This is a genomic window from Pedobacter sp., from assembly GCF_965279535.1.
GTDB lineage: Bacteria > Bacteroidota > Bacteroidia > Sphingobacteriales > Sphingobacteriaceae > Pedobacter.
Genome location: NZ_OZ257244.1, coordinates 2651468 through 2666476, shown reverse-complemented (window position 1 = coordinate 2666476; position 15009 = coordinate 2651468). Strand labels below are relative to the sequence as shown.

Sequence of the window (15009 nt, the reverse complement as noted above, 5' to 3'; positions counted from 1 at the left end):
CCTTTATTTTAGCAAAAGTTACCATATTTATTCGCAAACAGCTAAACCCGGGTTTAACCTGCTTTCAATTTTTTTAAAAAATCGATGAATTTTTGATCTGCATAATTGGCAATTCCCTCGTGATGGAATGATAAGCGTCCTTGCTTATCAAAAATAACCGTAGTAGGCAATGATCCATTGAAAATCTGGTCTGGAATTTGGCTTTCTACCCGATAAAGAGGGAGCTCATATTTACGCTCATGCAAAAATACCGTAGACTTGGCAAGCTCGCCATCTGCATCAGCAAAAATGAAAACAATATCTTTATCTGTTTTAAAACTTTGGTAAAGTTTATTTAGAGAAGGCATTTCTGCCCTGCAGGGTGGGCACCAGGTGGTCCAGAAATTTAAAAAGACAATTTTCCCTTTCAAATCGCCCAAATCAACAAGCTCGCCTTTTATATTTTTAAACTTTATTCCTTTGAGATGGGTGCTTTCAGCTTCTTCTTTTTTGGACACATTGGGTTGGTAAAAACCTATCTGCATCAGGCCTTTCAATAATAGTGCCTTAGCATCGGGCACAAAAACAATAACCAAAAGTAAGGCTGCAAACAGTACATTGAATATGTTTTTCTTAAAAAATTTCATCGCATTCATTTCCTTGGTTATTAAGTTGAAACACCTGGTCTATATTGTTATACTATTGATAAACGTAATGTTACTTTTCAAAGATATAGATTTAGGGAGGATTTGTTATTTTTGTGCGCTTGAGTATACAAAGACAAAATATTAAGAAATATCTGTCAGCAATTATGCTGATCGTCTTTGCTATTGCCCTAACGCCTTGGAGTGTTTTACATCATCACGAGGAGATTCCTATAAAAAAAGAGGTAAACTGTAAACACTTAACTCATGTTCAGGCGCATGGTGATAACTGTTTAATTTGTAATGCCAGTTTTGAAAAAAACTATGTACAGGTTCATCACATTTACAGGATTTTTCTTTCAGCAAAAATATTCAATCGCACGGAGCCTATTTTAAAAAGTGCTTATGTTGCCCTCAAACGCTCCACCTTACGAGGTCCCCCAATAGTATAGTTCTCCTTAGCGCACTTAATTGCGCCATTTTGTAATTATTAAATCCAATACTGCCAGTCAATACTGTTTGAGTTGATGGCGTATGCTATACTATTTATACAATCATATTATGAAAAAATTACAGCTATTTAGCTTTGTAATTCTATTTGCTTTATTAGGTAACACCGCTTTTGCAGGTGTTTTAAGAGATATTAAAGGAAAAGTAACAGATGCCAGTACGCAACAAACACTACCTGGTGCCACGATTTTTATTCCTGATTTAAAGGTTACTGCAATAACCAATAATGATGGTGAATTTACGATTAAAAACCTGCCTGTTAAAGGTACTTATTTAATTGAGGTACATTATATTGGTTATAAAACTGCCACAAAAATTGTTAATCTTAATGCAATTAATTCTGTTGAGTTTGCTTTACAGCCAACGGCGATAGAAACCCGTGAAGTGGTAATTACAGGAACACTAATTAGCAGTACCAGCAAAAGAAACAGCGCCTCTTCTGCAGTTTTAGGCAAAGACCAGCTTTTGCAGCCAGCCAGCAACTTAATTGATGCTATTGCTAAAATACCCGGGGTTTCTCAAATTACTACGGGCCCATCTATTTCCAAACCGGTAATTAGGGGTTTAGGCTATAACCGGATTGTAACTTTAGATGATGGTATTAAACAGCAAGGTCAGCAATGGGGGGATGAACATGGCATTGAGATTGATCAGTTTAAATCAGATCGGATAGAAGTGCTGCGTGGCGCTGCATCATTAATGTATGGTTCTGATGCTTTGGGCGGGGTGATAAACTTGCTAGAACCAAGCACGGCCCCAGAAGGACAAATAAAGGGAGAATTGGTTACCAATTATTCAACTAATAATGGCTTAACGGCAAACTCTTTAATGTTAACGGGGAACGAAAACGGCTTCGTTTGGAGGGCCAGGGGAACTTATAAAAATGCTTATTCATTTAAAACGCCAACGGGCTACTTCCCTAATTCTGGATTTAATGAAACCGATTTAAGTGGTATGGTGGGCTTGAATAAAAGCTGGGGATATACTCATCTAAATGTATCAAGCTTTAAGAATAACATTGGCTTTTACGACCCAAGTTTGGATGCGAGTGGCAATTTCGTAAAAGAAGATGGGAATCCGTTTTTATCATCTGATTTTAAAAGCAGAACTTTAGATTATCCACGCCAGGATATCAGACATTTTAAAATTGCATTAAACAACAACATCATCATCGGCAATGGAAACCTGAAAGCTGATTTCGGTTTCCAACAAAACCAGCGAAGAGAACTGGAAGACGGCCCTGAGCCTTCATTATTCTTCGATTTGAAAACTTACAATGCAGATTTAAAATACTATTTACACGAAACCAATGGATGGCAACCTGTTTTCGGATTAAGTGCCGATGCTGGCCACAGCGAAAATAAGGCTAATGAGGAATTCCTGATTCCGAATTATGACACTTACGGTTTAGGTGTTTTCGCCTATGCGAAGAAAAACTGGGAAAATAACACTTTTAGCATAGGAGCACGTTATGATTTTCGTAAAAATAACGGTAAACAGCTTTTTTTAGAAGATGAGGAGCTTTTTGCGCCTTTCCAAAACAAATTTTCGAATGTAAGTGGGGCGCTGGGTTTTACGCATCAGTTTAACGATAAATGGAATTTCAAAGCCAATGCCGGCTCCGCATTCAGAGCGCCAAACCCTGCTGAGTTAGGTTCGAATGGCGTTCATGAAGGTACTTTCCGTTATGAAATTGGAAACCCTGATTTAAGCCCTGAGCGAAGTTATCAGGTTGATGCTGCACTGGAATATGAGGGTAAAATTGTAAGTGCAAGCGCAAGCATCTATAACAATTATGTTCATAACTTCATTTATACTTCCAATAATGGAGAAATTATCAATGCTGAAGGAGATGACTATCCTGTTTATCGTTATGGTCAGGTTAATGCAAACCTGTACGGTGCTGAGGCAACTTTAACCATCCATCCGGTTCCATTTATTCACTTCGAAAATACTTTTGGATATGTGCATGCGCAAAACACATCATTAAATCGTCCGTTGGCTTTCATTCCTGCCGGAACCTTGAGAAATGAATTGCGTTTTGAACCTAAAATTAAAGGAACAAATGATGCTTACTTATCGGTAGGCATTAACTCTGCCTTTAAGCAGAATCGTGTAGACGAAGTTTTTGAAACACCTACAAGTGGTTATACCTTGTTGAATGCCGGAATAGGTGCTACTTTTAACTTAGGAAAACAGCCTGTTAGATTATCGGTATCGGCAAATAATTTACTGGACCAGAAATATTATGATGCTTTAAGCAGGTATAAACCAGGTCGTTTAAGTCAGGAAGATCCTGCACTTGGTATTTACAACCCGGGAAGGAACATCACCTTCGGATTATATATCCCGTTTGGCATTTTAAAATAGTTAAAAGTTACAGGTTGCGGGGTTAGGTTACCGAAACTTAGCCCTGCAGCTTTAACAGTATTAAAAATTACCTGGATTTATTCATGGCCAGCCAAAGTTTCTGATCTAATCCGTAAACATCTGGCCTGTATTCAATTCGATTGTTTTTCTCCCATGCGGTGAAATAAGTGATCAATAATGGAATAGGCTTTTTGGGTGTAAAGGCCATTGATTCCGGAACAAAGGATTTCGGTTTTTCAATACTTTTAGCAGAAACTGATTGTTTGTTAATGTTATTAACTGGTGCTAATCCAACTTCTGCCCTCAATTTATCATATTTGTCTTTATCAGATACTAAAAGTTCAGCAAATTTTAATGGCTTTTCCAGTCGGATGCAACCATGACTTACGGCTCTGTTTGCAAACTTAAAAGCTTTTTTGTTGTTGGTATCGTGTAAATAGATGCTGCTATTGTTTTCGAAGGCAAATTTAAATTTACCTAAAGCATTTTTCAGTCCTGATTTTTGCACAAACCGAAACGGCAGTTTTTCACGGGAATAAGTAGACCACCTAATTCTATATGGATTACGAACAAGCTTGTTTTTATAAAATACATTAATTTCGTTTTTGCGCAAATATCCCCTGTTTTTAAGGGTACTTGGAAAAATTTCATTTTTAGCTATACTTTCAGGGATATTCCATTCCGGATTGGCGTAACACATGGTAATGGAACTAAACAATAAAGGCGTTTCATGATTATTAGGTTTGTCTTCCAGGTTGTTTGTCTTTTTAAAGTGCTCCATTTTTTGATCATAATCAAGATCGGCCTTGCTTCCAACACAAACTTTCATCGTAGCTAAGGTATCCTTTTGTTTAAAGTAAACCAGGTTAAAATCCGGAATGTTAACTTGTACATACTCTTCACCAGTTGGAGGTAAAACCCAGCGTAACCTTTCCATATTTACAGCTAAAATTTGACCGATAGAATCATTTTCTGTCTGCAAGTAGGCAGCCTGGAGTGCTTTGTACTGTGAAGATTTATGCTGTATGCCAACCAGGGTATCTGTCATACTTTCAGAATTCAGCAGCCTTACAGCAAACTGGCTATCGGGGCGTTTAACGGTAATAAAATACCTGGAGAATATCTTTCTGGGGTCTACAACTCCATATTTCAGGTAACTAACATAATTTATATAGGCATCGGCAGCTAACAGCTCTACTTTTGCCAGTGTAGCATAGCTTTGAGAAACATGTGTATACTTATTTTGTTTAAGTTCCTGTAATAACCTTAAAAGTTCATCACTAGAAAATGCTTTTGGATTAAATCCATGTTCCTCACTGTTTTGCAAAAAGGACACCAGTGAATCTAAATTATTATTCTGATAGAAATTTATAATCAGTTGAGGGTGATAGCTGTTGTTCAAGTAGAATTTCCCCAGTGTTTGCGTATTGGACAGTTTATGTGATAAACTATCAATGGAGTGCTTAAAAACAGCATCAAAAGCAAGCGTATCGAATTCCTTATAAATTTCGTTTTCAAAGCGCTTAGTAAGTAGCTCGCCTATTGAAGGTTGTTTTTTAAAAGCGTCATTAAAATAAAGTAAGGTAAAAAACCCCAGTAGTAATGTAAATGTTCTCAATGTTTCTATAAAATAGATGAAAAACAATCAAAACGATGGGGATGTGTCCTTTTGAAAAATATTATTTCAACTCAATATATAAACATCGTGCCAGTTTTTTTAACTGGCACGTATGAAGGATGCTGAATGAAGTGTAACTATCTAAGTTATAATTCAAAATCCCATAAATTTAGTTCCTTTTTGCCCTTACATATTGGTTAGGCCATTCATGATCATCACTTAACATTTGTGCGGCATGCATAGGAAAATAAGGATCTCTCAAAGATTCTCTGGCAATAAAAATCAAATCCGCTTTTCCCTGTTCCAATATTTCCTCAGCTTGTTGTGCATCCACAATAATTCCAACTGCACCAGTTCTTATTCCGATTTCATTTCTAATTTTATCAGCAAATGGTACCTGGTAATTTGGAGCAGCAGGGATAATGGCATCTGGCACATTGCCACCAGAAGAGGTATCAATTAAATCCACACCTTTATCTTTCAAAACAGCGGCTAACTGTACAGAATCATTTTCATCCCAACCTCCCTCAACCCAATCAGTTGCAGATATTCTTACGAATACAGGCAAGTTGTCTGGCCAAACAGATTGTACCGCTTCAACCACATCAATTACCAAACGAATGCGATTTTCAAAACTGCCGCCATAAAGATCCGAACGTTTATTGCTGATTGGACTAACAAACTCATGTAATAAATAGCCGTGGGCAGCATGAATTTCTACTACCTGGTACCCTGCTTCTTTCGCCCGCTGGGCTGCAGCCCTAAAGGCCATTACAATTTCCTGTATTTCTTTTATGCTGAGTTCGTGAGGAATAAGGACCTGATCTTTTTTGAAAGTAACCGCCGAAGGGCCTACAGGTTGCCAGCTTAGCTCGCCTTCACTTATCTGCTCTCCACCATTCCATGGCAGCTCACAACTGGCCTTTCTGCCCGCATGGGCTAACTGAATACCAGCAATGGCGCCTTGGGCATGAATAAAAGAAACAATCTGTTTCAGTTTTTCTACTTGTTCATCCTTCCAGAGGCCGAGATCACCATAAGAAATTCTGCCTTCAGGTGTTACCGCTGTAGCCTCCTGGATAATTAGACCAGCACCGCCAACAGCTCTACTTCCTAAATGTACCAAATGCCAATCGTTGGCAAAACCATCAATGGCAGAATATTGGCACATCGGAGAAATTACGATCCGGTTTTTTAAAGTAACATCCTTCAATTTTAAAGGAGAAAATAATTTTGACATGTATTTAGAATAAAGAGTTAATGCTGTTGTTTTTTGATGATATGGTCAACCGCAAAGCGGTTATGAGGTAAAAGACCCAATAGGGCAGCTAAAAAGGCTATATGAATTAGCTGTGAGGGTAGGGCATCCCAATTTTCTATAGCCGTTGTTCCGAAAATTAGTGTCAGCGAAATAAAGCCTGCAAAGATTAGCCCCAGCCTGGTAAATAAGCCCAGGATAATCATGATTCCTGCTATAAACTCTGCAAAAGGTAAAATATAACTGAAGGGAAGCACTAATGCTTCTGGTAAAAAGGACTTTGAAAATTGCCCAGTCATCCAATTGCTGAACCCAGCTAATTTTGGCAGGCGAACCAATCCATGTCCAAAGAAACTCAATCCAATAGCCAGTCTGCCTAATAAGTATGCCCAATTCATATTCATTTTTATAGCGTTTTACTACAAACATACAATCTGTCCTTTAAGGATGTTTTAACGACAGCGAGAATAGAATAGTTTTTACAAAAGACTGATGCGACTTTTAACGTAACAGCTATAAAGCCAGAACAAATAATTTTATTAATCTTCAGCATGAAAAAGAGTAGTGTACCTGGTTTATTTTGAACGGATTGAGTGACTAAAGCCAAAATAATTTTACCCAAAATTTGGAGATAATTAAAAAAGTTGAAATTAGTATCATAGCGGTAAGGCAGTCATGTCTTACCGCTCGTTAAAATGTTATCTCTTTTGATTTTAGCAGTAATCTGCTATCTGGTTTTTTCATAAATCTGATCTCCAAATCTTTATGTTGATGATTTAAGCTGGGGATGTGGTTATCAATCTACCTGAAGCTGGTTGAATCTCAAATCTTGTGTAACAATAATAAAAACAGGCATGGTTTTTAATATATCAGGGTGGCCGAAAATATAAATTAAATATTAAATTAGGCCGATTAGCTTTTGATATCAGTTATTAACCCATTAATGATGAAGAAATTCTTACTTGTAATTACCATCTCGCTGTTTCTGTTTACGCATGCTAAGGCGCAAAAAGTAGATACCCTTTCCATAACACTCGAAAATGTAAAATATCCATATCCAATAAAATATTTACCGATACATACAGAGGGGCAAGATATTAAGATGGCTTACATGGATGTTGCACCTGCCCGCACTGCCAATGGCCGTACGGTAATGCTTTTTCATGGTAAAAACTTTGGCGGGTACTATTGGACAGAGGTAATCAGGGCCTTAAGTAATAATGGTTTTAGGGTAATTGTTCCAGATCAAATTGGTTTTGGAAAATCATCAAAACCCTTTATACATTACAGTTTTCATCAGTTAGCAAGCTGGAATAAGAAATTGCTAGATACTTTGGGTATTCAAAAAACAAGTATTTTAGGGCACAGTATGGGCGGCATGTTAGCTACTCGCTTTGCGCTGATGTATCCTGATAAAACAGAGAAATTATTGCTCGAAAATCCGATTGGTTTAGAAGACTATAAAACTTTCGTCCCTTATGTGAGTACTGAACAGCAGTATCAGACAGAGTTAAAAACCACAGCAGAAAGCGTTCGGAAATATTATCAAAGCTCTTATTTCACCTTGTGGAAACCAGAATATGAAAGTTTGGTAAATGTAGCAGCGGGTGTTACCTTTAGTGCCGATTACCCTACCTGGGCAAAAGTTGCAGCAATGACTTTTACCATGATTTACGAGCAGCCTGTATGTTATGAATTCAATAATATTAAAGTACCTACAGTATTGTTCATAGGTAAAGAAGACAAAACCATTGTGGGTAAGGGATTGCTTACGCCCGATCAGCAAGCCATTCATGGCCAATATCGGTTCTTGGGTAAAGAAACGGCAGCTAAAATTCCCAATGCAAAGATTATTGAGTTTGATGCTTGCGGGCATATCCCACATGTTGAAATACAAACCGAGTTTCTAGTTGCTTTAACAGGAAGTTTATAAGTAAAAAGTAAGATCCGAAGGGTACTTAGTATTTAGTCATTAGTCGTTAGACCTTGCGCCTAGGCTATATCTGTGACATGATTAGGAATGATTTCTTTGCTCTTTCCTCCTCTGGCAGCTTGTCTTGATACTTGATACCAGTATCTTGATACTATCAATTAAATTTCTTATCAGCAATCTCTTTACCAATCACTTTATTTATACCCTGAAGTTCAAAATCTATGTCTTGTCCCATGGCTTTCATTTTCCCAATCATTTCGGTACGGATGTGGCTTTTAAGGATTAAACCCGTTTTAACGTCCAGTTCTGCGTCGCCGGAATTAGTACCACTTAAATCAGTTTCCATTTTGTTTCCCATGGTTTCGAAACTTCCTTTAGAAACAAGTTTTCCACTCACCAACAAATAAGCAACGCCATCTTTAACTTCTTTCAAAGTATATTTAGTGGTGGTTTCAATTGGCATCGTCATTTTGATCTTGCTGCTAATTGTCCAGCTCTCTCCAATTTTAACAGGCTTTTCCGGATAAATTTTTAATGAAGCTTCCATGGTTTGCGTCATGCTTACTGTGTTAAATTGCATACTTAATTGAGCTTTAATGCGATTAACCATGGCTGTGTCTTTTGACATTTTCGAGGCCATGTTATTCAGCATTTGATCTACTCCTGTTAGCGACTTAACGGTTCCATCAGGAGCCATCACCATATTAAATGTTGCACCTTTTATTCCTTTAAACGGATTTAATTTTGTGGTATCCTGGTCCTCTGAGTCCATACTTATCCCATTTCCCATTGCAGACGATTTCATGAAAATGCGACCATAAATTACTTCAATATCTTTATCTGAGTCCTCGCCGTTACGGATATCAAATGTATAATCGGTCCCAATGGTTTGAGTAGAACTGATTTTCTGATCGCCAATTTTTTGATTAATAATCTGATCGGATACAAGAGAGAAATCATACTTCTTTCCAATGGGAAAGTTTTGCTTCAATAGATATGCTTTTTGAGCAAAAGTGCCAACAGAAAGCAGGCATAGCGCCAATAAATTTAAAAATTTCATTTTTTAAGAACGTTTTTTTAGATAAATCAATATTATCCTGCTGGTTGTTGAGCAAATATAATACTAAGTTGATGATAAAGTTCAGGATGCTTATCCTTTAAAAGCTCTGGTTTTTCGAAGAAATATTCCGATACCACAGCAAAAAATTCAGCCTCGTTGGTGATCGCATAAGGGTTAATATCCGATTTATTATCTGCAATGCGGTCAATTTCCTCATGCATCATTTTAAGCCAGGGAAGGGTGTACTGATGGCTCATTAAATTTTCAGGAATACCATCAGTTGCACCATCAGATTTATCTAAAAGATGTACAAATTCATGTATTGCTGTATTTTCTTTACCTGCGCTTTTAGAAAATCCATGTCTCAAGGCGGATCTGGATAAAATCATTTGCCCGTTCATGTAACCTGTTCCAACCATGCCCATTATATTTCTTTCAGCACCTTCAAACTGAAAATCCTTATTAAAAGTATCCGGGTATAAAAGTACGCTCGATAAATTGCGGTATTGCCAGTCATCAAAGCCAAAAATTGGGATAACAGCACTTGATGCAATTAATAACTCATCGAGCGTAGTCATTTCCAAGCCTACCCCTTCAATACGAACAGCACTAAAAAATTCAGCCACTTTCTGCTCAAAGCGCAGTTTATCTGTAGAATCTAAATTGTGATAGAAGCCTACGTAAGCTTCCAGTATTTTTTTATCATCATCAGTTAAGGGCTCAATGGCAGGCTTTTTCTTTTTGAGGAGAAAATATAGGCCCAGGAGAACAATTGGAATTAAATAGGCGTATGGCAAGGAATTCATTAGTAGCTTCTTCTTTGGTGTGTTGGTTCGTGATCAATGGCGTGTGTTATTGTTCCAGTATCTCTAATTGAGTTAAAACATTTTCTCTGGTAACCGGATAAGGAGCTCCGGTACTTAAATTTTGGTAGATGGCATCAAACAAGGGTAAATAATGCCCCAGTTCTGAGGGAATTTTTTCTTCGGTTTTTTTACCGTTATCATCGATAACAGTTAAGATCCCTTCAGAACCTTCTTTTTCAATTCCAAATTCGGGGTTATTTAATTTCATTCCGGCAAGCAGCTGATCTTCCTGCGAATCTGTTCGTTGTTTGATAAAACTTCCTTTTGATCCGTGCAGTACAAAAGCAGCCTGTGGATTTACCACCAACATACTCGAAGTAACGGTTACATTTAAGCTATCGGGGTAGCTCAATTGTATCTGGAAATAATCATCCACCTGGGTGTTTTCTCTATTAAAACCTAAAACCTTGTTGAAGCTGAGTGGTTTACCAAATACACTGATTATCTGATCCAATAAATGTGGCCCTAAATCGTATAGTAAGCCACTGGCAGCTAAAGGATTTTCTTTAAAAGCTTTCGGACCGATTACATTTCTATAACGATCATATCTGAAATGAACTTCTACAAGCTTACCTAAGCGACCACTTGCAATAATCTTTTTTACAGCATTAAAATCACTATCCCAACGGCGGTTTTGGTAAAAGAAAATGCTTTTCCCTACAGAATCTGCAAGTGCAAATAATTCTTTGGCTTCAGCTGTTGTAGCGGTAAATGGTTTTTCTACTAAAATGTGTTTACCATGCTGTAAGGCAGTTTTTGAGTGTTCATAATGCAGGTTATTGGGAGTATTGATTACTACCAGATCAATTTCCTCATCATTGAAAATCTCATCAATATGATCATAACTTAAAACATGAGGATAATCTTCCTGCACTTTTTTGGTGCTCCGCTCAGCAACGGCTTTTAAATTAAATCCTGGGTGCTCGTTTAAAAACGGAGCGTGAAAAACTTTACCCGACATGCCATAGGCAAGCAAGCCGGCATTAAATATTTTATTCGAACTATTAACCATATCTATAAAAGTAACCAAATGTACCATAACTAGGAAACGATTTGACCAAAACCTGAAACCATTTGAGCCGCTGATAAACCTTTTTACACTATCTTTGCAAACTATGAAAGCCTCAGAGATAAATACGAAATGGAAACAGTTGCAACAAAGGATTTCGGCCGAATTCGATTCAGATACCCCCGATATAAAAGTAATGCTTTTCCTGATTGGTATTCAAGAACTGGGTAAAGGGCCTAAAAAGTACAGCAAGCGTCAAAAAGAAGAATTGATGCACATTGCAACCTGCAGATTATTGAGCGAAATGGGGTTTTATGAACTCGAAGGCCTTGATCAGGATGGATGGCCACATTGGAAATTGGTCAGAACCATTCCTCCTTATACCATGTTGGAGCAGGAAATGCTGATGAAATCTTTAATTGTAGGGTATTTTGAAGATATTTATTCTTAGTATCAAGATGATGGTATCAGGACGAGGGGAATATGAAGCAAGGAATAAGGAACAAAGAGCAAAGAAATCATGACTCAGGTACAGGCGTTAGGCACAATATCTAACTACTGACGGCTATGTACTAAATCCTCTTGAAATAGTAAAATAATCCCTTTCCACTTTATATCTAAAAATAAAAACCCCGGTGCAGGCACCAGGGTTGGATCTATAATGACCTCATAGGTAGAGGGAATATACTTTAATTAGCCTTGTTTTTGAGCTTCTGCTTTTAACTGATCGTTGGCTACAATAACGATTTCAACACGACGGTTTTGCGCGCGGCCTGTTTCAGTGGTATTATCTGCAATTGGTTCTGTTAAACCTTTACCAATAGTTACCAAACGTGATGATGGAACACCTTGAGAAACTGCATATGCTTTAACTGCAGCTGCTCTGCGCTCAGATAAACCCTGGTTGTAAGCTTCTTTACCAATATTATCGGTATGGCCAATAATTTTTACATCAGTATCAGGATATTGGTTTAAAGAGGAAGCCAAGCTCTGAACGTTTGTCTTCGCTGCATCTTTCAATGCTGTTTTATCGAAATCGAATAAAATACCGCTATCAAATTTTACAATGATACCTTCTCCTTCTCTAATTACTTCTGCATTAGGTATCGCTTTCTGGATTTCAGCTGCCTGTCTGTCCATTCTACGACCAATAAAAGCACCAGCAGTACCACCAATAGCACCACCAATTAAAGCACCTACTGCTGTATTACCAGCTTTTTTACCGATTAAAGCTCCTATTACACCACCAGCTGCTGCACCAATGCCTGCACCTTTTTGTGTTTTAGTTAAACTGTCACAGCTTTGAAGCGCCATTGAGCCTACAGCTAGACCTATACTTAATGTTGCTATTCTTACTTTTGAAATACTCATGATTGTTATAGTTTATAATTCCCTGTACTATATTCAAACACGATGCCAAAAATTTTTTCTCTTATATTTATTATTTATTTGAGGGCTTTATAGCCTAAAGGAATAAAATTCAGCAAATAAAAAAGAGCAGATTTTCATCCACTCTTTCATAATGTATCATTCTTAGTACAAAAAACTAGGCAGAAAAATAACTTTCTAACTCTTGTAGCGTATTTTCATCAGTCATAAAGTCTTTTATTATCCTGCCCTTCTCTACCAAAATAATGCGATTGCATACATCTGTTACATGGTTTAAATCGTGGCTTGAAATAAAAGTAGTCATCCCCACTTGTTCTTTTAGCAGCTTTTTCAACCTGATTTGTGTGGTGGGATCCAGGTTGGCGAAAGGTTCGTCTAAAATTAAGATTTCCGGTTTTTGCATCAAAGCAGCGGCAATGCCTACCTTATTTTGGTTCCCTTTACTGAAATCCCTGATATATTTCCCACTGTTTAAAATCTCATTGTTAAAGAATTCTGTATACTGGGCCAAATAAGTGCCTACATCTGCTACACTCATCTCCTGCAAACTACCAATAAAAGTGAAATACTCTTCAGGGGTGAGGTAATCAATTAAAAAGCCCTCGTCCAGAAAAGATGCGGTATAATCCTTCCAGCTGTCTCCAACTTTTACGTCAACTCCTTTGGATAATACTTCTCCTTCGCTTGGCCGGATTAAATCGAGCAACATTCGGAAGAAGGTGGTTTTTCCGGCACCATTGTTTCCTACTAAACCAATGGTTTCCCCCTGTGCAATTTCTAAATGTTCGATGTTTACAACAGTCTTATCGCCGTAAATCTTCTTTAAATTTCTTACTTCAATTATCATAATTATTCTCTAAAGCCTTCGGCTATTTTATGTCTTTTTTCTTCCAGTTTTTTGGTGATAAAATTTACCCAAAATCCGCGGAGCAACAGCATAATCACTCCGAAAATAGAAACCACCAGTAATCCCCAAAAGGGCATATCCAGTAGTCCAAAAGGCAGGTAAAGTAATATTGGGGTTAGCGCATAAGGAAACATTAATAACCATTGGGTTGCGCCTGTACCCTGATAATTAAAGCTCGCTGCTTTGGTAATATCAATGCGTTTGTAGTTAAATGTTGCCAGGTAAAGTACAATAACAGTACCGAAGCCAATATTGTAAAGGTATGCTGCTGCATGTAGCAATAATAGCTTTGGGCTTAAAAAACCGTAAAAGCTTGCCAACAGCGTAATAATTGTAGATGCAATGGTAAATAACAGAAACTTGGCCTGAATATAATGTTTGAGGTTGATTTTGTTGGTGAGAATTCCATCAAAATGAGCACTTTGCCAGGCAAACATGAATTGGCCGTATATGATGATGGATATTCCTGTCATGAAAATAGCTGCAAACATCATTTGCCCGAATGCATTATCCGCGATCGCTTTTTGCTTGTAAAAGATGAAGCCGTAGAATAAAAAGAAAAAGCCCATGATCACTGCAGAACGAGATCTTTTGTGTCGCAGAATGAGTTTCAGTTCAAGCGCTGCTAACTCTCCAACTTTCCCAAAACGGTTTAAAAATGCATAATCTGTACTTACCTTTTTTTCTTGCTTCTTACTTAATTCTTCTACGTAAAGATTTTGGCGAAGGAAACCAGCGTTTATTTTAAAAACAGCCCAGGCAAGAACGGTAAAGATGAATCCCAGATAGGGGTGTAACGCTATTGTTCTGAAAACATAATCAGAGCCCGACATGATTGAGATTACCTTATAATATTCCAGTGCCGCAAAAACACTGATGATGCCAAGTCCGATTCCTGTATACCACACATTACTGATGGATTTACGTTTGATGTAAAGCACCAGATAATTGAGGAAAACCGTAATGGAGAAGATAGATATAATATACATTAAGGCGGCAAAAGTGCCGTAAAGTGGTGCGATTTTAATGAATATGAAAGGTAGAAAAAGGAAGAATGGCCAGATATTGAACATTGAAAACAAAGCCTTTATATTTAAAAAGCCAATGATTTTGCTCTTTGGAATCTTAAGATGAAGGTAAGGGATAATGCTTAGCGTGGGTAGTTCCTGCAATTGTATACGCATCAATAAATCCAAAGCAAAGTAATAAAGGATAATGCCATTAAAGCTTTTTACGATGTCTTGCCCCTTAAATATTTCAGGAAGGAAGAAGGCCATCCCGAAACCTAAAGCGATAGCAACAGCTAAGAAATAGAGGAGAAAAAAACCTAAAACAACTTGAGCAGCAATGCTACCCCCTCTATTGCGCGATCGCCAAAATGCTTTCCATTGGTGGCTTAAAAAAGTGTTCAGCATATACTGTAGATAATGATTTTAGTATTAGTACGCAATGATTGATAAATGTTA

The 15009-nt window shown here is 37.5% G+C and carries 13 protein-coding genes; 3 read left to right on the top strand and 10 right to left on the bottom strand.

The window, feature by feature from the left end; all coding sequences use genetic code 11:
• Positions 1-53: 53 nt before the first annotated feature.
• The gene (locus tag ACQY77_RS10675) at positions 54-635 is read right to left on the bottom strand and encodes a TlpA family protein disulfide reductase (protein WP_421942155.1); all 582 of its coding nucleotides are present in this window, start codon (positions 633-635) and stop codon (positions 54-56) included.
• A gap of 549 nt (positions 636-1184) precedes the next feature.
• Here ACQY77_RS10675 and ACQY77_RS10670 point away from each other — a divergent pair.
• Positions 1185-3503 carry a TonB-dependent receptor gene (locus ACQY77_RS10670; RefSeq protein ID WP_421942156.1) on the top strand — a complete coding sequence of 773 codons (2319 nt, stop codon included), beginning with the start codon at positions 1185-1187 and terminating at the stop codon, positions 3501-3503.
• Positions 3504-3570: 67 nt separating this feature from the next.
• On the opposite strand, the gene ACQY77_RS10665 is transcribed toward ACQY77_RS10670, so the two are convergent.
• The 3 genes from ACQY77_RS10665 to ACQY77_RS10655 form a co-directional block, all read right to left on the bottom strand.
• Positions 3571-5121, bottom strand: a complete 1551-nt coding sequence (locus tag ACQY77_RS10665) for a L,D-transpeptidase family protein (RefSeq protein ID WP_421942157.1) — start codon at positions 5119-5121, stop codon at positions 3571-3573.
• Between the two features lie 169 nt (positions 5122-5290).
• Positions 5291-6361 carry an NADPH dehydrogenase NamA gene (namA, locus tag ACQY77_RS10660; protein ID WP_421942158.1) on the bottom strand — a complete coding sequence of 357 codons (1071 nt, stop codon included), beginning with the start codon at positions 6359-6361 and terminating at the stop codon, positions 5291-5293.
• Between the two features lie 17 nt (positions 6362-6378).
• Positions 6379-6783 carry a DoxX family protein gene (locus ACQY77_RS10655; RefSeq protein WP_421942159.1) on the bottom strand — a complete coding sequence of 135 codons (405 nt, stop codon included), beginning with the start codon at positions 6781-6783 and terminating at the stop codon, positions 6379-6381.
• Positions 6784-7322: 539 nt separating this feature from the next.
• On the opposite strand from ACQY77_RS10655, the gene ACQY77_RS10650 reads away from it, so the two are divergent.
• The gene (locus ACQY77_RS10650; protein WP_421942160.1) at positions 7323-8312 is read left to right on the top strand and encodes an alpha/beta fold hydrolase; all 990 of its coding nucleotides are present in this window, start codon (positions 7323-7325) and stop codon (positions 8310-8312) included.
• A gap of 154 nt (positions 8313-8466) precedes the next feature.
• Here the strand turns inward: ACQY77_RS10650 and ACQY77_RS10645 are convergent, their stop codons facing one another.
• The 3 genes from ACQY77_RS10645 to ACQY77_RS10635 are packed head-to-tail and all read right to left on the bottom strand — an operon-like array spanning position 8467 to position 11277.
• Positions 8467-9372: a DUF6263 family protein gene (locus ACQY77_RS10645; protein WP_421942161.1), complete on the bottom strand. Its 906-nt coding sequence runs from the start codon at positions 9370-9372 to the stop codon at positions 8467-8469.
• Between the two features lie 32 nt (positions 9373-9404).
• Positions 9405-10178: a zinc-dependent peptidase gene (locus tag ACQY77_RS10640; RefSeq protein ID WP_421942162.1), complete on the bottom strand. Its 774-nt coding sequence runs from the start codon at positions 10176-10178 to the stop codon at positions 9405-9407.
• Between the two features lie 46 nt (positions 10179-10224).
• The gene (locus ACQY77_RS10635; protein WP_421942163.1) at positions 10225-11277 is read right to left on the bottom strand and encodes a Gfo/Idh/MocA family oxidoreductase; all 1053 of its coding nucleotides are present in this window, start codon (positions 11275-11277) and stop codon (positions 10225-10227) included.
• A 76-nt stretch (positions 11278-11353) separates the two neighbouring features.
• Here ACQY77_RS10635 and ACQY77_RS10630 point away from each other — a divergent pair, with 76 nt between their 5' ends.
• Positions 11354-11698, top strand: coding sequence for a hypothetical protein (locus ACQY77_RS10630; protein WP_421942164.1), 345 nt, complete (start codon positions 11354-11356; stop codon positions 11696-11698).
• Between the two features lie 242 nt (positions 11699-11940).
• Here the strand turns inward: ACQY77_RS10630 and ACQY77_RS10625 are convergent, their stop codons facing one another.
• The 3 genes from ACQY77_RS10625 to ACQY77_RS10615 form a co-directional block, all read right to left on the bottom strand.
• Complete coding sequence (locus ACQY77_RS10625; protein WP_421942165.1) at positions 11941-12618, bottom strand: OmpA family protein; 678 nt, start codon at positions 12616-12618, stop codon at positions 11941-11943.
• A gap of 175 nt (positions 12619-12793) precedes the next feature.
• On the bottom strand, positions 12794-13483 hold the full coding sequence (locus ACQY77_RS10620; protein WP_421942166.1) for an ABC transporter ATP-binding protein: 690 nt from the start codon (positions 13481-13483) through the stop codon (positions 12794-12796).
• 2 nt (positions 13484-13485) lie between these two features.
• A complete protein-coding gene (locus ACQY77_RS10615) occupies positions 13486-14958 on the bottom strand; it encodes a DUF5687 family protein (RefSeq protein WP_421942167.1) in 1473 nt (490 codons plus the stop codon).
• Positions 14959-15009 lie beyond the last annotated feature (51 nt).